Source organism: Kitasatospora sp. NPDC101108, assembly GCF_055584725.1.
Genome location: NZ_JBVJLM010000002.1, coordinates 180,991 through 204,480 on the forward strand (window position 1 = coordinate 180,991; position 23,490 = coordinate 204,480).

The following is a 23,490-nucleotide window of genomic DNA, read 5'->3' on the forward strand; positions in this document are numbered from 1 at the left end:
GCGGCCGTGCGGGAGTGCTCCCCCGGGCTCCCGGCCGATGCGATTCCGTGAAACGGTGTTCACCCCTGGTTCACCGCCTCTTCCGGCCGTGCTCCCCGCCCGGCGGGACGCTCGTCACCCCCGGGTAACCGCGCCCGGGACGGAGCGACGAGGGGGAGGCGCTCGGCATGAGACGCGCTCTGGGGGTGTTCGCCGCCCTGGCCCTGTTGGGCGGGGTGACGTACGCGCTGGTCCCGGACGGTGACGACCCGAAGCCGCCGAAGGCGGTCACGGTCACCGGGCTGATCGGTTCGGAGAAGCGGGCGTTCTTCGAAAGCCCTGAGGTGAAGGCGGAGTTGGCGAAGCACGGCCTGGAGGTCCACGCCGACTCGACCGGGTCCTGGACGATGAGCGAGCAGGCGAGGAACAACGCCGGTCTGGACTTCGCGTTCCCGGCGAGCACCGCGCCGGCCCGCGAGATCCAGCGCAACTGGGGGCAGCAGGACTCCCCGCTGGTGCCGTTCTACTCGCCGCTGGTGGTGGTGGCGCACGCGCCGGTGGCGCAGGTCCTCAAGGACAACAAGCTGGCCGCGCCGGACGATTCGGGTGTCTGGACGTTCAGGATGGACGAGTACGTCAACGCGCTGAAGGCGAACCGCAGGTGGCAGGACCTGACGGGCACCGAGGGCCACGGCGATCTGGCCGGGCCGATCTACGTCACCACCACCGATCCGGAGAGTTCCTCCTCCGGTGCGCTGTACGTCGCGCTGCTGTCGTACGTCCTCAACAACCACCAGGTGGTGTCCGACGACGCGGGGGTCGAAGCCTCCCGGCCGGTGCTGCACCGGGCGACGGCGATGCAGGGCGGGCAGAAGAGCAGCAGCGACGAGCCGTTCCGGGACTTCCAGGCGGGCGTCGGCAATCCGCTGCTGTTCGGGTACGAGTCCCAGGTCGCCTCGTTGACGGCGCAGGGCCAGTCGGCCGGCGACACGGTGGTGATGTACCCGGACACCACGGTCTACTCCGACCACACCATCGTCGCCCGCACCGAGAACGGCCGGAAGCTGGCCGCCCTGCTCCAGGACGACGACGGGCTGCGCACTCTGGAGGCCCGGTTCGGCTTCCGCCCGCAGGCCCGCCCCGGCGCCTTCGCCGAGCTGGTGAAGGGCAGCAGGCAGCCGGTCTTCGCCCAGGACCTCAACGCGGCGAGGGTGAAGCAGTCGCCGGTGCCGTCGCTGGACAACCTGCTCAAACTGACGGCCGCGGCCAAGGGGAGCCCGAAGTGAACCACCCGACGACGCGACGCGGTTGGCTGACGGCCGCCCTGGCGGCCGTGCTCGCCGCGGCCACCGCCTGCACCTCCTCGCCTGCCCCGGTGCCGACCCCGGACCCGACCGGCTCGCTCGCCGAGACGGCCCGCCCCGGTGTCCTGCGCGTCCTGGCCGGCAGTGAGTTGCAGGACCTCCAGCCGGTCCTGGACGACGCCCGCAAGGCGACCGGGGTGACGGTGCAGCTGGCCTTCACCGGCACCCTGGACGGTGCGGACACGGTGTCCTCGGGCCGGGCGGACGGCAAGTACGACGCGGTCTGGTTCCCGTCCGACCAGTACCTGCGGCTGGATCCGACCGGCAGGTCCAAGGTGCTGTCGGAGACCCCGGTGATGGTCTCCCCGGTGGCGGTCGGGGTGCGCTCCTCGGTGCTGGCCGACCTCGGTTGGGGCGACGGCTCCAAGGTCTCCTGGTCGCAGATCGGCGACGCGGCCGCGGCCGGGAAGCTGTCGTACGGGATGTCCGATCCGTCGCGCTCCAACTCGGGTTTCTCCACCCTGGTCGCGGTGGCCTCGGCGTTCTCGGGCGCGGGGGCGGCGCTGACCGAGGCGGACGTGCAGAAGGCGACGCCGCAGTTGAAGCAGTTCTTCACCGGCCAGAAGCTGACCTCGGGTTCCTCGGGCTGGCTGGCCCAGGCGTACACCCGGGCCGAGCCGGGCAAGGTGGGCGCGCTGGTGAACTACGAGTCGGTGCTGCTGTCGATGAACAGGACCCTGCCGCCGGAGCAGCGGCTGACGGTGGTGCGCCCGGTGGACGGCGTGGTCTCGGCGGACTACCCGCTGTCGCTGCTGTCCTCCACCGGGCAGGGCGAGCGGGAGTCCTTCCAGCGGCTGGCCGCCTACCTGTTGAAGCAGGACGTGCAGCAGCGGATCTCGGAGCTGACGCTGCGCCGCCCGGTGACGGCGGGCGCGGCTCCGGCGGCGGGGCTGCCGACCGACCGCCGCCGCGAGCTGCCGTTCCCGGGGACGCGGGCGGTGGCGGACGGCCTGCTGGCCTCGTACCAGAACGAGCTGCGCCGGCCGTCGCGGACGGTGTACGTGCTGGACACCTCGGGTTCGATGGACGGTTCGCGGCTGAGCGCGTTGAAGTCGGCGCTGGGCCGGCTGACGGGCACGGACGACACCCGCGGGGTGCGGCGGTTCCGGGACCGTGAGGAGGTGACGCTGATCTCCTTCGCCTCGCAGGTGAAGTGGACGAAGACCCACGTGGTGCCGCCCTCGGGCGGGACGCCCGGTCCGGAGGCGGAGCTGGCGTCGATCAACGCCGACGTCCAGTCGCTGCGGGCCGAGGGCGGGACGGCGTTGTACGACTCGCTGGAGCAGGCGTACCGGGTGATCGAGGCCCAGCAGAGGGCGGCGGGCGACGACCGTTTCACCTCGATCGTGCTGATGACGGACGGGGAGAGCAACGAGGGCGCCACGGACGGCGACTTCCGGCGCTTCCACGACGCGCTGCCGTCCGCCGAGAAGTCGATCCCGGTGTTCCCGATCAAGTTCGGCGAGGCGGCGGTGGGCCAGTTGCAGGGGATCGCGGACGTGAGCGGCGGCAAGCTGTTCGACGGCGGTGGTTCGCTGGACGGGGTGTTCGAGGAGATCCGTGGCTACCAGTGACGGGTACGGCCGGAGGGCGCTGCGGTACCTGGAGTCGACCAGGAACCTGGTCGGCTGCGGGGGCGGCGCCCTCGGGCTGGGGCTGCACTTCGCCGGGCTGGGCGGGGCGTGGTGGCCGGGGGTGGTGGCGGGGCTGTACGGGGCGGGCGCGCTGCTGACGCCGGGCCCGAAGCCGCCGTCGCCTCAGCCGCCCCCGCCGCCGCCTGCACCGCCAGGGAAGGCGGCCCCGGCGCCCGAGAAGGCCGCCCCGATGCCCGCCCCGGCGCCCGAGAAGGCCGACCCGCCGCCCGACCCCGAGCTGGAGGCGCTCGCCGCCTACCTGGACACCGTCCCGCTGCCCGCCGCGGCCGGGGTGGACGCGCTGCTGGCGGCGCTGCGCGAGACCGGGCCCGGCCCGGTGGCCGAGCGGATCGTCCGGCACCGGCTGCCGGTGGCGGTGGACGGCTACCTGCGGGCCCGGACCTGGCTGCCGTGGGCGGGCCCGGACGCCCCGGACCCGGCTGGCGAGCTGGGCCGGGAGGTGAAGCAGCTGGCCGCCGAGCTGGGCTGAGCGGCTTTCACCGTGGCCGGACACCGACCGTCCCGCCCCGTACCACCCCTCCTCCGCCCATCCCGGTCACGAACGAGTCGCCAAGATCTCACCTGTTGGAAACGTCGCAGGGCTATCCAGCGGCCCGGCCCGCACGGCACACTTCTACGCGCGTCCCTCTACGCGCGTCACCGCAGCGCGGCCGCGCCACGCACGTCGTACGTCCACAAGTTGACGGCCCATCCGCCGTCGATCCCACTCGGGAGAGTCGTCCATGCCCCTGAACCGCCGTGACTTCGTCACCCGGTCCGCCGCCACCGCCGCCGGCGCCGCCCTGGCCGGCGGAGCCGTCGTCGCCGCCGCCCCCGCCGCCGCGGCCGCCGAGCCGGACACGGCGGCCGCCAAGGGCAACAAGCGCAAGCCCCGCCGCCAGGCCTTCACCGTCATGGGCACCACCGACCTGCACGGCCGGGTGCTCAACTGGGACTACTTCACCGACGCCGAGTACGTCGACAAGGCCCACAACGCGGTCGGCCTCGCCAAGATCTCGACCCTGGCCAACCAGGTCCGCGAGGAGAAGGGCTGGGACCGCTGTCTGCTCATCGACTCGGGCGACATCATCCAGGGCACCCAGCTGACCTACTACTACGCCCGGGTCGAGCCGATCGCCACCGACGGCGACAACGTGCCGGACCACCCGATGGCCGTCGCCATGAACCTCATGGGCTACGACGCCGCGGCGCTCGGCAACCACGAGTTCAACTACGGCATCCCCACCGTGAAGGCCTTCGAGGACCAGCTGGAGTTCCCGCTGCTGGGCGCCAACGCGCTGCACGCGAAGAACGAGAAGCCCGCCTTCAAGCCGTACGTGATCAAGGAGGTGTGGCTGGACGAGGACACCCCGATCAAGGTCGGCATCCTCGGCCTCACCAACCCGGGCATCGCGATCTGGGACAAGGCCAACGTCGCCGGCAAGATGGTCTTCCCGGGCATCGTCGAGACCGCCGCCAAGTACGTGCCCCGGATGAAGGCCGCGGGCGCGGACGTCATCGTGGTCTCCGCCCACTCCGGCATCGACGAGGCCACCACCTACGGCGACCAGCTCCCCTGGCCCGAGGACGCCTCCGGCGAGATGGCCGCGACCGTCCCGGACATCGACGCGGTGCTGGTGGGCCACACCCACAAGGAGGTCGCCCAGCGCCTCATCGTCAACAAGAAGACCGGCAAGACGGTCGTGCTCTCCGAGCCGCTGTGCTGGGGCCAGCGCCTGAGCTGCTTCGACTTCGAGGTCGAGTTCGCCGACGGCCACTGGAAGGTCGCCTCGGTCTCCGCCCGGGTCCTGAACTCCAACACCGTGCCGGAGAACCCGGAGATCAGCGACGCCATCCTCGGCCAGCACAAGAAGGTCGTGGCGTACGTCAACCAGAACATCGGCACCAGCAAGATCGCGCTGTCCATCGCCGACGCCCGCTTCAAGGCCACCCCGATCGTCGACCTGATCGGCAAGGTCCAGGCCGACGCCGTGAAGGCCGCGTTGGCGGGCGGGCAGTACGCCAACCTCCCGGTCCTGGCCCAGGCCGCCCCGTTCAACCGCACCGCGATGATCCCGGCCGGCCAGGTCAAGCTGCGCGACGCGGCCGGCCTGTACATCTACGAGAACACCTTGGAGGCCCGCATCCTGACGGGTGTCCAGCTCAAGGACTACCTGGAGTTCTCGGCCAAGTACTACAACCAGCTCGCCACGGGCGCCCCGGTCAACAAGGACACCCTGACCAACGCCGAGGACACCCCGGACTACAACTACGACTCGCTCTACGGCCTGAGCTACGACATCGACATCGCCCAGCCCAAGGGCAGCCGGATCGTCAACCTCAGCTTCCAGGGCAAGCCGATCGACCCCAACGCCCAGTTCGTCCTCGCGGTCAACAACTACCGCGCCAACGGCGGCGGCAACTTCCCGCACGTCGCCACCGCCAAGTCGGTCTGGGCGAACTCCGACGAGATCCGCAACACCATGATCGCCTGGGTCAAGGCCAAGGGCGTCATCGACCCCGCCGACTTCTTCACCGACTCCTGGCGCCTCGTCCGCGCCGGCCGGCCGGTGTTCTAGTCGCACCTTCCACGAAGGCCGTCCGCCCTGCACGGACGGCCTTCGTGCCGTTCTCGGCAGGAGAACGGAGCCATGAGCGAGTCCCGTGCCGGCCCCTTCGGCTTCGAGCTCGCCACCGACGGCCGCATCCGCTACTCCAGCTGACCCACTCGCTCCACGAGACGATCGGACATCCAACCGAGACTGGAGGATATTCATCCGCTCAGTCGATCTCCCTATCGTTGAGTCCATCACCAACCGCCCGCCCAACGGGCCGGTGGTGAACGGACCATCACGAGGGAGAAGGCAATGCGCGCGATCGTGCAGCAGGAGTTCGGCGGTCCCGAGGTCATGCAGGTGGCCGAGGTGGAGCGCCCGAAGCCGTTGAGCGGCGAGGTGCTGGTGCGGGTGAAGGCCGCCGGGGTGAACCCGGTGGACGTGGCGGTGCGGGCCGGGGCGTTCCCGCTGCTGGGCGAGCCGCCGTTCACGGTGGGCTGGGACCTCTCCGGGGTGGTCGAGGAGGCCGGCCCGGGGGCCCGCTACCGGGTGGGCGAGGAGGTGTACGGGATGCCGTTCTTCCCGCGGGCCGCCGGCGCCTACGCCGAGTACGTGGCCGCGCCGTCGCGCCAGCTGGCCCGCAAGCCCGCCTCCCTGGACCACACCCGGGCCGCCGCGCTGCCGCTGGCCGCGCTGACCGCCTGGCAGGGCCTGGTGGACCTGGCGAAGGTCGGCGAGGGCGACCGGGTGCTGGTCCACCGCGCGGCCGGCGGCGTCGGCCACCTTGCCGTGCAGATCGCCAAGGCCCGCGGCGCGTACGTGATCGCCCTCGCCAGCGAGCCCAAGCACGCCTTCCTCAAGGAGATCGGCGCCGACGAGCTGATCGACTACCGGACCACGGACTACACCGAGGCCGTCCAGGACGTCGACATCGTCTTCGACTCCTCCTCCGAGGGCACCCGCGCCCTGCGGGTGCTCAAGCCGGGCGGCACCCTGGTCAGCATCATGGAGCACTGGAACCAGGAGCTGGCCGCCGAGATCGAGGCCGCCGGACGGCGCTTCGCGGGCGTCTCGGTGGAGCCCGACTACGCCGGGCTGGAGGCGATCGCCGCCCTGGTCGACGAGGGCCGGATCCGCCCGCACGTCGCCGAGGTGTTCCCGCTCGCCGAGGCCGGCCGGGCCCACGAGCTGGTCGCCTCCGGTACCGTCCAGGGCAAGGTCGTACTGACCGTTGAGTGACGAGAACCCCGGGGCCGGACGATGGACATCCTGACCGAGGCACTGGCCTCGATGCGCACGGCGCACCCCGCGTCGGTGCGCACCGAGGGCCGCGCGCCCTGGGCCCTCCGGCTGCCCCCGGTGGCCGGGGCGGGCTTCCACGTGGTGCTGTACGGCACCTGCTGGATGGTCCCCGCCGACCCGGTCGCCGGCGGTGGGCCGGTCCCGCTCAGCCCCGGGGACGTGATCTTCCTGCGGGACGGCCGGGGCCACGTCCTGGCCGACACCCCGGACACCCCGCCGGTGGACGCCGAGGCCTGCCGGATCGACCACGACTCGCCGATCGGCACCCTGACGATCGGCGGCGAGGGTGCCCGCACCAGCCTGGTGTGCGGCAACTACCACCTGGACCAGGGCCGCCCGCACCCGATGGTCCGCCAGCTGCCGGCCGTCATCCACCTGCCGACCAGGCACGGCCGCCACCCCGAACTGGCCGCCGCCGTCCAGCTGTTGGGCGCCGAGCTGGAGAACCCGCGGATCGGCTCGACCGGGATCGTCCCGGCCCTGATCGACTCGCTGCTGCTGTACGTCCTGCGGGCCTGGTTCGAGGACCAGCCCCCCACGGCGGCCGCCGGCTGGGCGGCCGCCCTGCGGGACAGCGCGGTGGCGCCCGCCCTGAACGCCATCCACGAGGCCCCGGCGACCGCCTGGACGGTGGAGTCCCTGGCGGACCGGGCGGGCCTGTCCCGGGCGGCCTTCGCCCGTCGTTTCACCTCGATGGTGGGCGAGCCGCCGATGGCGTACCTGACCCGCTGGCGGATGACCACCGCCGCCCGGCTGCTGCGCGAGTCGGAGGCGCCGCTGACGGCGGTGGCCGCGCAGATCGGGTACGGCTCGGAGTACGCCTTCGCGAAGGCGTTCAAGCGGGAGTTCGGCCGGGCTCCCGGCGGCTACCGCCGGGAGGTACGCGCCGCGTGAACCGCTTTCCCTAGAACGGGAACGGCGCCCGGCCGTGCTGTACCGAGATCCACTTCACCGTGGTGAAGGCGTCCACCGTGGACTCCCCGTTGAGCCGGCCGACGCCGGAGTTCTTCTCCCCGCCGAACGGCACCCCGGGCTCGTCCGCGATGGTCCCGCCGTTGACGTGGATCATGCCGGTCTCGATCCGCCGGGCGAGCCGCACCCCGCGCTCGACGTCCGCGGTGTGCACCGCGCCGCTGAGCCCGAAGGGCGTGTCGTTGGCGATCCGGACGGCCTCGTCCTCGCCGTCGAAGGGCACCAGCAGGGCCACCGGGCCGAAGAGTTCGCGCCGCAGGATGGGCGCGTCCTCGGCCAGGTCGGTGAGCACGGTGGGCGCCATGAGGCTGCCGGTCGTCTCCCCGCGCAGCAGCGCGGTGGCGCCCGCCGCGATCGCCTGGTCGACCTGGGCGTTGATCGCGTCGGCCTGGACGGAGTTGATCAGCGGGCCGATGTGGGTGGCCGGGTCCCGGGGGTCGCCGACGGTCAGCGAGGCGGTCTTGGCGACGAACTTCTCGGTGAACTCGGCGAGCACGCTGCGGTCGACCAGCACCCGGTTGGCGGCCATGCAGACCTGGCCCTGGTGGACGAAGCGGCTGAACACGGCCGCGTCCACCGCGTAGTCGAGGTCGGCGTCGTCCAGCACGATCAGCGCGCTGTTGCCGCCGAGTTCCAGCACCGTCCGCTTGAAGTGGGCGGCGGCGACGGTGGCGACGTGCCGGCCGATCTGGTCGGAGCCGGTGAAGGAGATCACCTTGGGCACCGGGTGCTCCAGGAAGCTGTCGCCGATCTCCGCGATGTCGGTGATGACCACGTTCAGCAGGCCGGGCGGCAGGCCCGCGTCCTCGAAGAGCTTGGCGATCAGGCTGCCGCCGACGACCGGGGTCTCCTGGTGCGGCTTGAGCACCACGCCGTTGCCGAGCGCGAGCGCCGGGGCGACGGCCTTGAGGGCCAGGAACAGCGGGAAGTTGAACGGGCTGATCACGCCGACCACGCCGACCGGCAGCCGGAGCAGGCGGTTCTCCTTGCCGGGCGCGGTGGAGGGCAGCAGCCGCCCCTCGGAGGCCACCGACAGGTGCAGACACTCCCGGAGCATGTCCTTGACCAGGGACAGCTCGAAGCCCGCCTTGAGCGCGGTGCCGCCGAGCTCGGCCATGATCGCCCGGACGATCTCGTCCTCGCGCTCCTCGACCAGCCGCAGCGCGCGCTCGAAGACCAGCCGCCGCTGGTACGGGTTGGTCGCGGCCCAGCCGCGCTGGGCGCGCTCGGCGGCACGGTAGGCCCGGTCGACCTCGGCGACGGTGGCCACCGTGATGGTGGCCAGCTTGTCGCCGGTGTACGGGTCGACGTCGACGATGTCCCAGGAGCCGCTGCCGCCGCACCATTCGCCGTCGATGTACTGCAGCGCCAACTCGGAGAAGTACGACATCTGATCCCTCTCGTGCCCGACCTGATGGGACCTCATCGTACTGACGTGTCAAAGCTCTTGGCGTACGGAGTGCAGAAGCTTCCGGGTCGCCGAGGGTTCCAGGCTCTCGGCGAGCAGCCCGTCCATCGCCTGCCGGTAGGAGGCGACCTCGGCGGGCTTGTCCACGTAGAGCGCGGTGGTGAACTGCTCCAGGTAGACCACGTCGGCGAGTTCGGCCTCGCTGAAACCCAGCACGCTGAACGCGCCGCTCTCGGCGCTCAGCGCGGCGCCGCCGAGCGGGCGCACCTGCAGCCGCACGTTGGGCAGTTCGGCGAGTTCGAGCAGCCGGTCGAGCTGGCCGCGCATCAGCTCCGGCCCGCCCCAGGGGCGGCGCAGCGCGGCCTCGTCGAGGACGGCGAGCAGCTCGGGCGGGTGTTCGGCGGTGAGCAGGTCCTGGCGCTTGCGGCGGACCTCGACCCGGCGTTCGATCTCCTCGTCCTGGAGGCCGTGGCAGCCGGCGGCGATGACGGCGCGGGCGTAGTCGGCGGTCTGCAGCAGCCCGTGGACGAACTGGACCTCGTAGCTGCGGATCTCGGCGGCGGCCTCCTCCAGTCCGAGGTAGTTCTGGAACCAGGCGGGCAGCACGTCGCCGTAGTCGTGCCACCAGGAGGTGGCGTTGGCCTCCCGGACGAGTCCGAGGACGTTGGCGCGTTCCTGTTCGGAGTCGACGCCGTAGAGGGTGAGGAGGTCGGCGACGTCGCGTTCCTTGAAGCCGACCCGGCCGAGTTCCATCCGGCTGATCTTGGACTCGGAGGCGCGGATCGAGTACCCGGCCTCCTCGCGGCTGACGCCTCTGGTCTCGCGGAGCTTGCGCAGCTGGCTGCCGAGCAGCAGGCGCCGTACGGTGGCGCCTCCGCCTGCCTGAGTCGTGCCCATTCGAAGTCAACCTCCGCACTCGCGCAGCCCCCCGGCCGTCGGCGGCAGTCTGCCACCTGGCACCGACGAACAACAGTCCGTTCCGGGGCACGATCCGGCCGCTGTGCGAAGCCTGGGAGGAAGCTGTGAGGCGGTTCCCGGGGCGGTTGCGAAGGCGCAGGTGGGGGCGCCGGTAAGAGGCGGGTGAGAGCGAACGTGAGAGCCGCCTGGGAACGCGTCCGAAGCGCGCGGAAACCACTCGGGAAGCCCGGGGGAACGCCCGGGAACGGTTGCGGCGAGGCGCCCGGGAACAGGGCCCGGGGAGGCGCCCGGCAAACGGGCCCGGGGAGGCGCCCGCGGACGGCTCCCGGGGAACGCGACGGCGCCCGCCCTCCAACTGGTCGGGGAAGAGGGCAGGCGCCAGGAGACCGCGTTGGCCCGGCGACGCTGGCGGGGGCAGCGGGTTGAGCTCCCGGCGATGCGGCGCCGGGGGTTCGGGGTGGGGCCGGTCGGACCGTCAGGGCCCGTCAGACCACCAGGGGGCGGTCCGTGGGCCGGATCGGGGCGGGAAGCGGGGTCTTGCCGCCCAGGTACTTGTCCACCGCGGCGGCGGCCGAACGGCCTTCCGCGATGGCCCAGACGATCAGCGACTGGCCTCGGCCGGCGTCTCCGCAGACGTACACGCCATCGACATTGGTGGCGAACCGGCCGTCGCGGGCAATGTTACCGCGCGCGTCGAGGTCCACTCCCAGCTGCTCGACCAGCCCGTTCTTCACGTCCGTCCCGGTGAAGCCCATGGCCAGGGTGACCAGCTGGGCCGGAACGGCCCGCTCGGTGCCGGGCACGGGCTCGAACCGGCCGTCCTTGAACTCGACCTCGACGAGGTGCAGTTCCTGGACGTTGCCGTCCTCGTCGCCGCTGAGGTGGGTGGTGCTGACGGAGTAGACCCGCTCGCCGCCCTCCTCGTGCGCGGAGGTGACCTTGTAGGTCATCGGCATGGTGGGCCACGGCTGGTGCTCGGGCCGCTCCTCGCTGGGGCGCGGCATGATCTCCAGCTGGGTGACGGACAGGGCGCCCTGGCGGTGGGCGGTGCCGACGCAGTCCGCGCCGGTGTCGCCGCCGCCGATCACGACGACGTGCTTGCCCTTGGCGCTGATCGGCGAGTCGACGAGGTCGCCCTCCTGCACCTTGTTGGCCAGCGGCAGGTACTCCATGGCCTGGTGGACGCCCTTGAGCTCGCGCCCGGGCACCGGGAGGTCGCGGGCGGTGGTGGCGCCGGCGGCGACCACGACGGCGTCGAAGCGCTCGCGCAGCTGCTGTCCGGTGATGTCCTCGCCGACGTGCACGCCGGTGCGGAACCGGGTGCCCTCCGCGCGCATCTGCTCGATGCGGCGGTTGATGTGGCGCTTCTCCATCTTGAACTCGGGGATGCCGTAGCGCAGGAGTCCGCCGATGCGGTCGGCGCGCTCGTACACCACCACGGTGTGGCCGGCCCGGGTGAGCTGCTGGGCGGCGGCCAGACCGGCCGGGCCGGAGCCGACGACGGCGACGGTCTTGCCGGAGAGCCGCTCGGGGACCTGCGGGGTGACCCCGCCGCGGTCCCAGGCCTTGTCGATGATGGTGACCTCGACGTTCTTGATGGTCACCGCGTCCTGGTTGATGCCGAGCACGCAGGCCGACTCGCAGGGCGCCGGGCACAGCCGCCCGGTGAACTCCGGGAAGTTGTTGGTGGCGTGCAGCCGCTCGATGGCGCCGGTGAAGTCGTCGCGGTAGGCGAGGTCGTTCCACTCGGGGATGAGGTTCCCGAGCGGGCAGCCGTTGTGGCAGAACGGGATGCCGCAGTCCATGCAGCGGCCGGCCTGCTCGGTGATGATCGGCAGGAGGCTGCGCTCGACGTAGACCTCGTTCCAGTCCCGGATGCGAACGTCCACGGGCCGGCGCTCGGCCAGTTGCTTGGGCGTGGTCAGGAAGCCCTTGGGGTCAGCCATGTGCCGCCTCCATCATCTTGCGAGTGGTCTCGGCCTCGGAGAGGCCATCGCGCTCAGCGGCGTCCTTGGCGGCGAGCACTGCCTTGTAGTCGGTCGGCATGATCTTGGAGAAGCGGGAGACCCCGCTGCCCCAGTCGGCCAGGAGCTCGGCGGCGACGGTGGAGCCGGTCTCCTCGTAGTGCTGCTGCACGGTCTCGCGCAGCCAGTCGCGGTCGGCGGCGGTGGGGGCCTCGATGCCCACCATGCCGTCGTTGACGTTGGCGGGGCGCAGGTCCAGGACGTACGCGATGCCGCCGGACATGCCGGCCGCGAGGTTGCGTCCGGTCTCGCCGAGGACGACGACCCGGCCGCCGGTCATGTACTCCAGGCCGTGGTCGCCGACGCCCTCGACGACGAGCGTCGCGCCGGAGTTGCGGACGGCGAAGCGCTCACCGGCCTTGCCGCGCAGGTGGATCCGGCCGGAGGTGGCGCCGTAGCCGATGGTGTTCCCGGCGATGACGTGGTTCTGGGCGTCGTTGCCGATGGCGGCGGCCTCGCGTGCCGGGCGGACCACGACCACGCCGCCGGAGAGGCCCTTGCCGACGTAGTCGTTGGCGTCGCCCTCCAGCCGCAGGGTGATCCCCTTGGGCAGGAAGGCGCCGAAGGACTGTCCGGCCGAGCCGGTGAAGGTGACGTCGATCGTCCCCTCCGGCAGGCCCTCGCCGCGGTACCGCTTGGTGACCTCGTGGCCGAGCATGGTGCCGACGGTGCGGTTGACGTTGCGGATCGGCAGCTCGAACCGGACGGACTCGCCGCGCTCCAGGGCGTCCTGGGCCAGCTCGATCAGCTGGTTGTCGAGGGCCTTGTCCAGGGCGTGGTCCTGGTCGGTGGTGCGGTGGCGGGCGGCGCCCTCGGGCAGTTCGGGCACGTGGAACAGCGGGGCCAGGTCGAGTCCGGCGGCCTTCCAGTGGTCGATCGCGGCCCGGGCGTCGATGTGCTCGGCGCGGCCGACGGCCTCCTCGATCGAGCGGAAGCCCAGCGAGGCGAGGATCTCCCGGACCTCCTCGGCGATGAACTCGAAGAAGTTGACGACGAATTCGGGCTTGCCGGAGAAGCGCTCGCGCAGCACCGGGTTCTGGGTGGCGACGCCGACCGGGCAGGTGTCCAGGTGGCAGACGCGCATCATGATGCAGCCGGAGACGACCAGCGGGGCGGTGGCGAAGCCGAACTCCTCGGCGCCGAGCAGCGCGGCGATGACGACGTCGCGGCCGGTCTTCAGCTGGCCGTCGGTCTGGACCACGATGCGGTCGCGCAGCCCGTTGAGCAGCAGGGTCTGCTGGGTCTCGGCGAGGCCGAGCTCCCAGGGGCCGCCGGCGTGCTTGAGCGAGGTGAGCGGCGAGGCGCCGGTGCCGCCGTCGTGCCCGGAGACCAGGACGACGTCGGCGTGCGCCTTGGACACGCCGGCCGCGACCGTGCCGACGCCGACCTCGGAGACCAGCTTCACGTGGATGCGGGCGGCCGGGTTGGCGTTCTTGAGGTCGTGGATCAGCTGGGCGAGGTCCTCGATCGAGTAGATGTCGTGGTGCGGCGGCGGGGAGATCAGGCCGACGCCCGGGGTGGAGTGCCGGGTCCGGGCGACCCACGGGTACACCTTGTGGCCGGGCAGCTGGCCGCCCTCGCCGGGCTTGGCGCCCTGGGCCATCTTGATCTGGATGTCGTCGGCGTTGACCAGGTACTCGGAGGTGACGCCGAACCGGCCGGAGGCGACCTGCTTGATCGCCGAGCGGCGCTCGGGGTCGTACAGGCGGTCCGGGTCCTCGCCGCCCTCACCGGTGTTGGACTTGCCGCCGAGGCGGTTCATCGCGATGGCGAGGGTCTCGTGGGCCTCGCGGGAGATGGAGCCGTACGACATGGCGCCGGTGGAGAAGCGCTTGACGATCTCGGAGACCGGCTCGACCTCCTCGACCGGGATCGGCTCGCGGCCGAGGCCGTCCAGCTGGAACAGGCCGCGCAGCGTCATCAGGCGCTCGGACTGCTCGTTCACCCGGTCGGTGTACTGCTTGAAGATGTCGTACCGGCGGTTGCGGGTGGAGTGCTGGAGCCGGAAGACGGTGTCCGGGTCGAACAGGTGCGGCTCGCCCTCGCGGCGCCACTGGTACTCGCCGCCGATCTCCAGGGCGCGGTGGGCGGCCGGGATGCCGGAGGCCGGGTACGCCTTGGCGTGCCGGGCGGCGGTCTCGCGGGCGATCTCCTCCAGGCCGATGCCGCCGAGCTTGGTGGTGGTGCCGGCGAAGTAGCCGTCGACCAGGTCCTGGGAGAGGCCGATGGCCTCGAAGACCTGGGCGCCGCGGTAGGAGGCGACGGTGGAGATGCCCATCTTGGACATCACCTTGAGCACGCCCTTGCCGAGCGCCTTGATCAGGTTCTTGATCGCCTTCTCGGGCTCGACGCCCTCGATGAAGACACCTTGTGCGACGAGGTCCTCGACGGACTCCATCGCCAGGTACGGGTTGACCGCGCCGGCGCCGTAGCCGATCAGCAGGGCGACGTGGTGCACCTCGCGGACGTCACCGGCCTCGACCAGCAGCGACACCTGGGTGCGCTGCTTGGTGCGGATCAGGTGGTGGTGGATGGCGGAGGTGAGCAGCAGCGAGGGTATCGGGGCGTGCTCGGCGTCGGAGTGCCGGTCGGAGAGCACGATGATCCGGGCGCCGTCGGCGATGGCGGCGTCGGCCTCGGCGGCGATGGCGGCCAGGCGCGCGGCGAGGCCCTCGCCGCCGCCGGCGACCTTGTACAGGCCGGACAGGGTGACGGCCTTCAGCCCGGGCTGGTCACCGTCGGCGTTGATGTGGACGAGCTTGGCCAGCTCGTCGTTGTCGATCACCGGGAAGGTGATGCCGACCGAGCGGCAGGAGGCGGCCTCGGCGGTCAGCAGGTTGCCCTCGGGGCCGAGGTTGGACAGCAGCGAGGTGACGAGTTCCTCGCGGATGGCGTCCAGCGGCGGGTTGGTGACCTGCGCGAAGAGCTGCACGAAGTAGTCGAACAGCAGCCGCGGCTTCTCGCTCAGGGCGGCGATCGGCGAGTCGGTGCCCATCGAGCCGAGGGCCTCGGCGCCGGTGCGGGCCATCGGCGCGAGGATGACGCGCAGCTCCTCCTCGGTGTAGCCGAAGGTCTGCTGGCGGCGGGTGACGGAGGCGTGGGTGTGGGCGATGTGCTCGCGCTCGGGGAGCTTGGCGAGCTGGATCTGCCCGCCGGTGACCCACTCCTCGTAGGGGTGCTCGGCGGCCAGGGCGGCCTTGATCTCCTCGTCCGGGACGATCCGGTTCTCGTTGAGGCAGACCAGGAACATCTTGCCGGGCTGCAGGCGGCCCTTCTGGACGACCTTCTGCTGGTCGATGTCGAGGACGCCGACCTCGGAGGAGAGCACGACCAGGCCGTCCTCGGTGACCCAGTAGCGGGCCGGGCGCAGGCCGTTGCGGTCGAGCACGGCGCCGATCCGGGTGCCGTCGGTGAAGGTGACGCAGGCCGGGCCGTCCCAGGGCTCCATCAGGTTGGAGTGGTACTGGTAGAACGCGCGGCGGGCCGGGTCCATGGTGGCGTGGTTCTCCCACGCCTCCGGGATCATCATCAGCACCGAGTGCGGCAGCGAGCGGCCGCCGAGGTGGAGCAGCTCCAGGACCTCGTCGAAGGAGGCGGAGTCGGAGTGGTCGGGGGTGCAGATCGGGAAGATCCGCTCCAGGCCCTGCCCGTTCTTGTTGGCGGGGATCAGGTCGGTCGCGAGCTGGGACTCGCGGGCGCGCATCCAGTTGCGGTTGCCCTTGACCGTGTTGATCTCGCCGTTGTGCGCGACGAAGCGGTACGGGTGGGCGAGCGGCCAGCTCGGGAAGGTGTTGGTGGAGAACCGCGAGTGCACCAGGCCGATGGCGGACGCGTAGGTGCGGTCCGACAGGTCGGGGAAGAAGGGCTCCAGCTGGCCGGTGGTCAGCATGCCCTTGTAGACGAGGGTGCGGGCGGACAGCGACGGGAAGTACACCCCGGCCTCGCGCTCGGCCCGCTTGCGGACGACGAAGGCGACGCGGTCCAGCTCGACGCCGGCCTTCTCGCCGTGCGTCAGGAAGAGCTGCCGGAAGCGGGGCATCACGCTGCGCGCGGTGGCGCCGAGCAGGTCCGGGGTGACCGGCACGTCGCGCCAGCCGAGGACGGTCAGGTCCTCCTCTGCGGCGATCGCCTCGATCTGCGCGACGGCGGCGGCGTCGGCGCCGTCCTCGTCCGGCAGGAAGGCGATGCCGACGGCGTAGGAGCCGGCCGCCGGGAGCTCGAAGGGGACCTGTCCGCGCAGGAAGGCGTCCGGGACCTGGGTCAGGATGCCCGCGCCGTCACCGGAGTCCGGCTCGGCGCCGGTGGCGCCGCGGTGCTCCAGGTTGCGCAGGACGTTCAGCGCCTGCTCGACGATCGTGTGGTCGGCGATGCCCGTCAGCGTGGCGACGAAACCGACGCCACAGGCGTCGTGCTCGTTTCGCGGGTCGTACAGGCCCTGAGCAGCAGGTCGCGCATCCGGCACGAGCGCGTACGGCTGGCGGGAGGCGCCGGCCTGGGGCTCGTTGGCGGAGTGCATGGATGCAGACAGCATCGGCTCTCCCGTCGTCGTCTTTCGGCAAGTTGGTGCAAGTAGGGACGACGTTGGCCCTGATGCGGTGGTGCGATGTCGTGCAAGTTACATGGTTGCCCAGGATCCCGAGAAGCGGAATATCCCGTCCACATGGCGGACGGACACGCAGGTCAGGGGGCTGGAGGAAGAGGACGCGCCACGGTGCACGTCCTGACGATTGTGCCCAACGACCTACGGCCCGAAACAGGGGCGAAACCGGATCGCCACACAAGCGGATCATGGGCGCCTGGGAATCCATTCCGAGACCGGCCCCGCCGGATGCGAATCCGCGGCTCCACGGGCCGGAAGACGAGACGAAGCCGGGCAGTGCGCGACGTCCATGTGTGAAACGTCACGCACTGCCCGGCATAACCATGCAGGGTCGTCGACCGGCCGTCGACCGGCCCGGGCACCCGCCGGCTACCCGACGTGGCCGCCGATCAGCGCCCCGAGCAGGTACGTCACCCCGGCCGCGGCCCCGCCCAGCACCAGCTGCCGCAGCCCGCTGAACCACCAGCTGCGCGCCGTCACCCGGGCCACCACCGCGCCGCAGCCGAACAGGCCGAGCGCCGCGAGCACCAGCGCGGGCAGCAGCGAGGTGGCCCCCAGCAGGTACGGCAGCAGCGGCAGCAGCGCGCCGAGCGCGAAGCACAGGAAGGACGAGCCGGCCGCGACCAGCGGCGAGGGCAGGTCGGTGGGGTCGACCCCCAGCTCCTCCCGCGCGTGGATCTCCAGCGCCAGCTCTGGGTCGCGGGACAGCTGCCGGGCCACCTCGTGGGCGAGCTCCGGGTCCACCCCGCGCGAGACGTACAGCTGCGCCAGCTCGGCGAGCTCGCCGTGCGGGTTGCGGCTCAGCTCCAGCCGCTCGGCCTCGATCTCGGCCTGCACCAGCTCCCGCTGCGAGGCCACCGAGGTGTACTCCCCCGCCGCCATCGAGCAGGCACCGGCCGCCAGGCCCGCCAGTCCGGTCAGGATCACCGTGCCGTTGGACGCCGCCCCGCCGACCACACCGGTCATCAGCGCGAAGTTGGACACCAGGCCGTCCACCGCGCCGAAGACCGCGGGCCGCAGCCAGCCGCCGTTGACGTCCCGGTGGTGGTCGGCCGCGGGTATCCGCGGGTGCTGGACCGGCTCGGCTTCCAGGGTGCTCGTAGTCACGGTTCTTCCCCTCGGTCTTTGGTTCGTCACCCCGACCGTAGCCCGCCTGACCTGGGCATTTCCAGCAAGATAAGGCTTCCCGAACGATGCTGAGGCTGCCCTTCGCACGCTTCGCGAAGGGCAGCCTCAGTCAGCGGAAGTGCCTGCTCAGACGGGGTTCTCGGCGTCCTTGCCGGTCTTCTCGGCGGCCGCGGAGGCCGTGGCGGCCGGCCGCGGGTCCGCTTCCTCGCCCCCGTCGCCGTCCACGATCCGGGACGGCTTCTCCCCGTCGACCTTCTCGCTCGGCTCCCCGCCCTTCGCCTTCCCCCCGGCGGGCTTCTCGTCGGCCGCCTCGTCCCCGGGCGCCTTCTCCCCGGCCTGCTCCGCCTCGGCGTGCGCCGCCGGGTCGACGCTCGCCGGGTCCTCGCGCCCGGGCCGCTTCTTCCCGACGATCACGAAGTACGCCACGGCGCCGATGAACACCACGATCGACGTCCAGTCGTTGAGCCGCAGGCCGAAGTAGACGTGGGCCTCGTCGATCCGCAGCCACTCGGTCCAGAACCGGCCCACCGTGTACGCGGCCACGTACAGGGCGAACGCCCGGCCGTGCCCCAGCTTCCAGCGCCGGTCGGCCCAGATCACCAGCAGCGCGACGGCCACGTCCCAGATCGACTCGTACAGGAAGGTCGGGTGGAAGACCCCGCTGACGACCTCCCCGTCGGGCAGCACCTTGTGGATCTCCAGGCCCCAGGGCAGGGTGGTCGGCCGCCCGTACAGCTCCTGGTTGAAGTAGTTGCCCCAGCGGCCCATCGCCTGAGCGAGCGCGATGCCCGGTGCGATGGCATCGGCGTACGCCGGCAGCGGCACGCCGCGGCGGCGGCAGCCGATCCAGGCGCCGACCGCGCCCAGCGCGACCGCGCCCCAGATCCCGAGGCCGCCCTCCCAGATCTTGAAGGCGTTCCAGGGGTTCTTCCCCTCGCCGAAGTACAGCTGGTGGTCGGTGAGCACGTGGTACAACCGGCCGCCGACCAGGCCGAACGGCACGGCCCAGACGGCGATGTCACCGACGGTGTGCTTGGCGCCGCCCCGGGCGACCCAGCGCTTGCTGCCGAGCCAGACGGCTGCGACGACCCCGAGGATGATGCAGAAGGCGTAGGCGCGCAGCGGGATCGGTCCGAGGTGGAGGACGCCCCGCGACGGGCTGGGAATGTAGGCGATATCCATGGCGGTTCCGACGCTACAGGGTCGGACGCCCCGCTCGGGCACCCCCGGGGTCACAGAAGCCGAACAACGGACGCCGTCGCCCCCTCTCCGGCCGGAGGGGGGGCGACGGCGGTGCGGTGGCTCAGCCCGCCGCCGGTGACGGGTTGTTGGCCTCCGAGGCGGCCGCGGTGGGCGCCGGGGTCTGCCCGTTCGAGCCCGCCGTGCCCAGCTGCTTGCCCTGGTTGGCGGCGTCCACCCACTTCGCCAGGTTCGCCGGCGTGATGTCCTCGTCGCCGTTCTTCGGGTAGATCGGCTTGCCGTTGAGCAGCACGGTCGGGGTCGACTTGTAGCTGGACTTGTCGAAGTCCTGCTGCACCGCCGACACCCATCCGCCGTACTTGTTGTCGTTGACGCAGGCCTGGAACTCGGGCGTGTCCAGCCCGTTCACCTGCTTCGCCAGGTTGAGCAGCACCGCCTTGTTGCCGAAGGCGTCGTTGGTCTCGTCCGGCTGGTTGCGGTACAGCACGTCGTGGAAGTCCCGGAAGTGCCCGGCGTCCTGGGCGCAGGCCAGCGCGTTGGCGCCGTTCTTGGAGCCCTTGCCCGGCAGCGACCGGTCGATGAAGGAGACGATGTGGGCGTTGGTGTAGATCTTCCCGGCGTCCTCCAGCTGGTCGATGGTCGCCGAGAACTCGCGCTCGAACATGCCGCAGGCCGGACAGCGCGGGTCCTCGTACACCGTGAGGACGGACGGCGCGTTGCTCGCGCCGACCGGGATCACCAGGTTCTTGTCGCCGATCGTTCCGGCCGGGGCGGCGGTCGGGGTCTCCGGCTTGGAGCGCTGGTTCTGCACCACGACGCCGGTGGCCACCGCGGCGGCGATCACCGCGAGCACGGCCCCGCCGACGATCAGCTTCTTCCTGCGCCGGGAGGTGGCCTCCTCGGCCGCCCGCTGCTCCAGCATCCGCTCGCGGGCGGTGCGCTTGCCTTCTCGGTTCTTCTCGCTCATTGCGTTGACATCCACGGTCGGGGAGCCTTCGTCTGGTGCGGGGATGGGAGTGGCCGGACGGTTCAGCTCGCCAGCAGGCCGTCGGCCGAGAGCCGGGTGCGGGGCCGCCACAGCAGCCACCCGGCCAGCAGCAGGAACCCGGCGTCGCGCAGGATCTCCTGGAGGTACTCGGTCTGCGAGGCGTCGACGTGCCCGCCGCCGCCGAAGCAGCCGCAGTCGATCGAGATGCCGCGCGCCCAGGCCGAGGAGATCCCGGCGATGAAGGTGAGGAGCAGCAGCGCGGAGGCCCCGGCCACCAGCCGGACGCCGAGCCCGATCACCAGCAGCAGGGCGAGCGCCAGCTCCAGGAAGGGCAGCCCGTAGCCGATCGGCTTGACCAGGCTCTCGGGCAGGATCTCGTAGGCCCGGACGGCCTGGGCGGCCTCCGCCGGATCGGCGATCTTGGCCAGTCCGGCCCACCCCCAGACCACCGCCAGGCCGAGCCGCGCGGCCGTGCCCAGCCACTCGCTCCAGGCCGGCAGCGGCCGCCGCGCCGGCGCGGATTCACCGGGCTGCGCTGCCGGGCCGGCCATCAGGGAACCCCCGTCGGGAAACTCGTTCACTCCCTGATGAACCGTAAGGGATGAAGGGCGGTTCCTCCGGATTCAGGAATTAAGCCGGAGGAGTGACGTTCCGTCCGGTTTCCTCGAACAACTGCGTCACCGGCAGCCCGGCAGCCGCCCCGAGTCGAACAGCTCCGGCCGCCGCCCCTCGTGCTGTGTCCCGGCCGCCCGCTCGGCCGCGTCCCAGCGGGCCGCCTCGGCGCAGGCCACCGCGTCCCGCTCCGCCCGCTCGGCGCCCCGTTTGGCCAGCGCCTGCCCCACCTCGGTGTGCGCGCCGACCGCGGCGCCCAGGGCCAGCGCGGCTGCCGCCGCCCGCAGCAGCACGGCTCGATGGAGACCCGCCACCGGCGCTCACCCCTTCGCTCGCTCGGCTACCCCCGTGCACGTTGTCCGTGCACTCGTCCCTCCACTCAACGCCGGTCAATCCCGCCTGATGCGTGTCGCCGTCAGTGTTCACCCGTTCGGGGCCGCCCCGAAGCTGACGGCGGGGAACCGGGCCCGCGCAGCGGAACGGCCCGCCGCCCCCGGAGGGGTGGCGGGCCGTCACCGGGAGTCCTCAGCGCCTGCGCACTCCGGCGGCGAGCTCACCGGCGAGCGCCCGGACACCGTCCAGGGCCGCCGCCTCGTCCTCGCCGGCGTCCAGGATCCGCTTCACGAACGCCGACCCCACGATCACCCCGTCCGCGAACCGGGCGACCTCCGCCGCCTGCTCCGCGTTCGAGACCCCGAGACCGACGCACACCGGCAGGTCCGTCGTGGCCCGGGTGCGGGCGACCAGGTCCTCGGCCAGCGACCCGACCGCCGACCGGGTGCCGGTCACGCCCATCACCGCCGCCGCGTACACGAAGCCGCTGCCCGCGGCGGTGACCTCGGCCAGTCGCGCGTCCTTGCTGCTGGGGGCGACCACGAACACGGTGTCCAGCCCGTGCGCGTCCGCCGCCTTGCGCCACTCCCCGGACTCCTCCACCGGCAGGTCCGGCAGGATGCAGCCCGCCCCGCCGGCCGCGGCGAGGTCGGCCGCGAAGCGCGCCACCCCGTAGCGGTCGACCGGGTTCCAGTACGTCATCACCAGCACCGCCGTGTCGGGGTGAGCGGCCGCGACCTCCTGGACGGTGCGCAGCACGTCCTTGATCCGCACCCCGCCGCGCAGCGCGATGTCGTCGGCGGTCTGGATGACGGCGCCGTCCAGGACGGGGTCGGAGTGCGGCAGCCCGATCTCGACGACGTCGCAGCCGCCCTCGATCAGCGCGCCGACCGCCCGGATCCCGCCGTCGACGGTGGGGAACCCGGCGGGGAGGTAGCCGATCAGCGCGGCCCGGCCCTCGGCCTCGGCGGCCGCCAGACGGACGCTGAGCTTGCTGGCGGTGAGCTTCGAAGCCATGATCACTTACCCCCCTCGGCGCGGTCGCCGGCCGGCTCGTCGTACAGCCCGAAGTACTGGGCCGCGGTGTGCATGTCCTTGTCCCCGCGCCCGGAGAGCGAGACCAGGACGGTCGCCTCCGGTCCGAGCTCGCGGCCCAGGTCCAGGGCGCCGGCGAGCGCGTGGGCGCTCTCGATGGCCGGGATGATGCCCTCGGTGCGGGACAGCAGGCGCAGCGCCTGCATGGCCGCGTCGTCCGTCACCGGCCGGTACTCGGCCCGTCCGGTGTCCTTCAGCCAGGCGTGCTCCGGGCCGACGCCCGGGTAGTCGAGCCCGGCCGAGATGGAGTGCGACTCGATGGTCTGCCCGTCCTCGTCCTGGAGGACGTACGTGCGGGAGCCGTGCAGCACCCCGGGGTCGCCCTTGGTCAGGGTCGCGGCGTGCCTGGGGGTGTCGGCGCCCTCGCCGGCCGCCTCGCAGCCGATCAGCCGCACTCCGGCGTCCGGGATGAACTCGTGGAAGATCCCCATCGCGTTGGAGCCGCCGCCGACGCACGCGACGACCGCGTCGGGCAGTCGCCCGGTGCGGTCGAGCACCTGCCGGCGGGCCTCGACGCCGATGATCCGGTGGAAGTCGCGGACCATCATCGGGAAGGGGTGCGGCCCGGCGACGGTCCCGAACAGGTAGTGGGTGGAGTCGACGTTGGCGACCCAGTCGCGGAAGGCCTCGTTGATGGCGTCCTTCAGCGTCCGGCTGCCGGACTTGACGGCGATCACCTCGGCGCCGAGCATCCGCATCCGGGCGACGTTGAGCGCCTGGCGCTCGGTGTCGACCTCGCCCATGTAGATGGTGCAGTCGAAGCCGAACAGGGCGCAGGCGGTGGCGGTGGCCACCCCGTGCTGGCCGGCGCCGGTCTCGGCGATGATCCGGGTCTTGCCCATCCGCTTGGTGAGCAGGGCCTGGCCCAGCACGTTGTTGATCTTGTGCGAGCCGGTGTGGTTGAGGTCCTCGCGCTTGAGGAGGATGCGCGCGCCGCCCGCCTCGGCGGAGAAGCGGTGCACGTCGGTCAGCGGGCTCGGGCGGCCGGTGTAGTCCTTGAGCAGCCCGTCGAGCTCGGCGGCGAAGGCCGGGTCGGCCTTGGCCTTCTCGTACTCCTCGGCGACCTGTTCGACCGCGGCGACCAGCGCCTCGGGGATGAAGCGGCCGCCGTACGCGCCGAAGTAGCCGCGTGCGTCCGGCACCTGGGCGCCGGGCAGGTAGTCCTTCTCGGACATGGTGGTTTCCCTTGCGGAGATGGATGACGGTGACGTCTGGTCGGCTGGTTTCAGCCGTGCGTCACGCGCCATCGCCGCCCCGGCACCTGGCCCGGCTCGCAGCCGATGACGTACCGCACCCGGCGCCCCAGCACCCGGCGTGCGGGCGCGCGGCAGCCGCGCGGGCGGCAGCCGGGGGCGAGTCGGGTGGCGATCTTCATCCG

18 protein-coding genes are annotated in these 23,490 nt (G+C 72.0%); 6 read left to right on the forward strand and 12 right to left on the reverse strand.

The features are described 5' to 3' along the window. Positions 1-167 precede the first annotated feature (167 nt). The 6 genes from ACZ6Z8_RS05590 (at position 168) to ACZ6Z8_RS05615 (ending at position 7,728) form a co-directional block, all read left to right on the forward strand. On the forward strand, positions 168-1,265 hold the full coding sequence (locus ACZ6Z8_RS05590; RefSeq protein WP_465606643.1) for a substrate-binding domain-containing protein: 1,098 nt from the start codon (positions 168-170) through the stop codon (positions 1,263-1,265). Further along, the gene (locus ACZ6Z8_RS05595; protein WP_465606645.1) at positions 1,262-2,917 is read left to right on the forward strand and encodes a vWA domain-containing protein; all 1,656 of its coding nucleotides are present in this window, start codon (positions 1,262-1,264) and stop codon (positions 2,915-2,917) included. The genes ACZ6Z8_RS05590 and ACZ6Z8_RS05595 overlap by 4 nt, the downstream gene beginning before the upstream one ends. Continuing rightward, the gene (locus ACZ6Z8_RS05600) at positions 2,904-3,467 is read left to right on the forward strand and encodes a hypothetical protein (RefSeq protein ID WP_465606647.1); all 564 of its coding nucleotides are present in this window, start codon (positions 2,904-2,906) and stop codon (positions 3,465-3,467) included. Before ACZ6Z8_RS05595 ends, ACZ6Z8_RS05600 begins: the two co-directional genes overlap by 14 nt. A 253-nt stretch (positions 3,468-3,720) precedes the next feature. After that, positions 3,721-5,556 (forward strand): bifunctional metallophosphatase/5'-nucleotidase, encoded by a 1,836-nt coding sequence (locus ACZ6Z8_RS05605; protein WP_465606649.1) that lies wholly within the window; start codon positions 3,721-3,723, stop codon positions 5,554-5,556. Between the two features lie 288 nt (positions 5,557-5,844). Next, entirely contained in the window at positions 5,845-6,771 is a 927-nt protein-coding gene (locus tag ACZ6Z8_RS05610) for an NADP-dependent oxidoreductase (RefSeq protein WP_465606651.1), read from the forward strand. 21 nt (positions 6,772-6,792) lie between these two features. Continuing rightward, the gene (locus ACZ6Z8_RS05615) at positions 6,793-7,728 is read left to right on the forward strand and encodes an AraC family transcriptional regulator (RefSeq protein ID WP_465606653.1); all 936 of its coding nucleotides are present in this window, start codon (positions 6,793-6,795) and stop codon (positions 7,726-7,728) included. 10 nt (positions 7,729-7,738) lie between these two features. Here ACZ6Z8_RS05615 and ACZ6Z8_RS05620 read toward each other — a convergent pair whose 3' ends face one another. The 12 genes from ACZ6Z8_RS05620 to trpM all read right to left on the reverse strand — a co-directional run bounded on the left by ACZ6Z8_RS05620 (position 7,739) and on the right by trpM (position 23,487). Further along, on the reverse strand, positions 7,739-9,196 hold the full coding sequence (locus ACZ6Z8_RS05620) for an aldehyde dehydrogenase family protein (protein ID WP_465606655.1): 1,458 nt from the start codon (positions 9,194-9,196) through the stop codon (positions 7,739-7,741). A gap of 48 nt (positions 9,197-9,244) precedes the next feature. Beyond that, positions 9,245-10,111: a helix-turn-helix domain-containing protein gene (locus ACZ6Z8_RS05625; protein WP_465606657.1), complete on the reverse strand. Its 867-nt coding sequence runs from the start codon at positions 10,109-10,111 to the stop codon at positions 9,245-9,247. Positions 10,112-10,617: 506 nt separating this feature from the next. Then, positions 10,618-12,078, reverse strand: a complete 1,461-nt coding sequence (locus tag ACZ6Z8_RS05630) for a glutamate synthase subunit beta (RefSeq protein WP_465606659.1) — start codon at positions 12,076-12,078, stop codon at positions 10,618-10,620. Beyond that, positions 12,071-16,672: a glutamate synthase large subunit gene (gene gltB / locus ACZ6Z8_RS05635; protein ID WP_465607477.1), complete on the reverse strand. Its 4,602-nt coding sequence runs from the start codon at positions 16,670-16,672 to the stop codon at positions 12,071-12,073. Before gltB ends, ACZ6Z8_RS05630 begins: the two co-directional genes overlap by 8 nt. Positions 16,673-17,125: 453 nt before the next feature. Beyond that, the gene (locus ACZ6Z8_RS05640) at positions 17,126-17,848 is read right to left on the reverse strand and encodes a VIT1/CCC1 transporter family protein (protein ID WP_465607478.1); all 723 of its coding nucleotides are present in this window, start codon (positions 17,846-17,848) and stop codon (positions 17,126-17,128) included. Positions 17,849-18,010: 162 nt separating this feature from the next. Continuing rightward, positions 18,011-19,066, reverse strand: coding sequence for a prolipoprotein diacylglyceryl transferase (lgt, locus tag ACZ6Z8_RS05645; RefSeq protein ID WP_465606661.1), 1,056 nt, complete (start codon positions 19,064-19,066; stop codon positions 18,011-18,013). A 121-nt stretch (positions 19,067-19,187) separates the two neighbouring features. Next, positions 19,188-20,051, reverse strand: coding sequence for a DsbA family protein (locus tag ACZ6Z8_RS05650; protein WP_465606663.1), 864 nt, complete (start codon positions 20,049-20,051; stop codon positions 19,188-19,190). 62 nt (positions 20,052-20,113) lie between these two features. Next, entirely contained in the window at positions 20,114-20,653 is a 540-nt protein-coding gene (locus tag ACZ6Z8_RS05655; protein WP_465606665.1) for a MauE/DoxX family redox-associated membrane protein, read from the reverse strand. Between the two features lie 96 nt (positions 20,654-20,749). Further along, positions 20,750-20,998, reverse strand: a complete 249-nt coding sequence (locus tag ACZ6Z8_RS05660) for a hypothetical protein (RefSeq protein WP_465606666.1) — start codon at positions 20,996-20,998, stop codon at positions 20,750-20,752. 211 nt (positions 20,999-21,209) lie between these two features. Then, positions 21,210-22,034, reverse strand: coding sequence for a tryptophan synthase subunit alpha (gene trpA, locus ACZ6Z8_RS05665; protein WP_465606668.1), 825 nt, complete (start codon positions 22,032-22,034; stop codon positions 21,210-21,212). A gap of 2 nt (positions 22,035-22,036) precedes the next feature. Further along, positions 22,037-23,287, reverse strand: coding sequence for a tryptophan synthase subunit beta (gene trpB / locus ACZ6Z8_RS05670; protein ID WP_465606670.1), 1,251 nt, complete (start codon positions 23,285-23,287; stop codon positions 22,037-22,039). Positions 23,288-23,337: 50 nt separating this feature from the next. Continuing rightward, on the reverse strand, positions 23,338-23,487 hold the full coding sequence (gene trpM / locus ACZ6Z8_RS05675; RefSeq protein ID WP_167395798.1) for a tryptophan biosynthesis modulator TrpM: 150 nt from the start codon (positions 23,485-23,487) through the stop codon (positions 23,338-23,340). Positions 23,488-23,490: the final 3 nt, after the last annotated feature.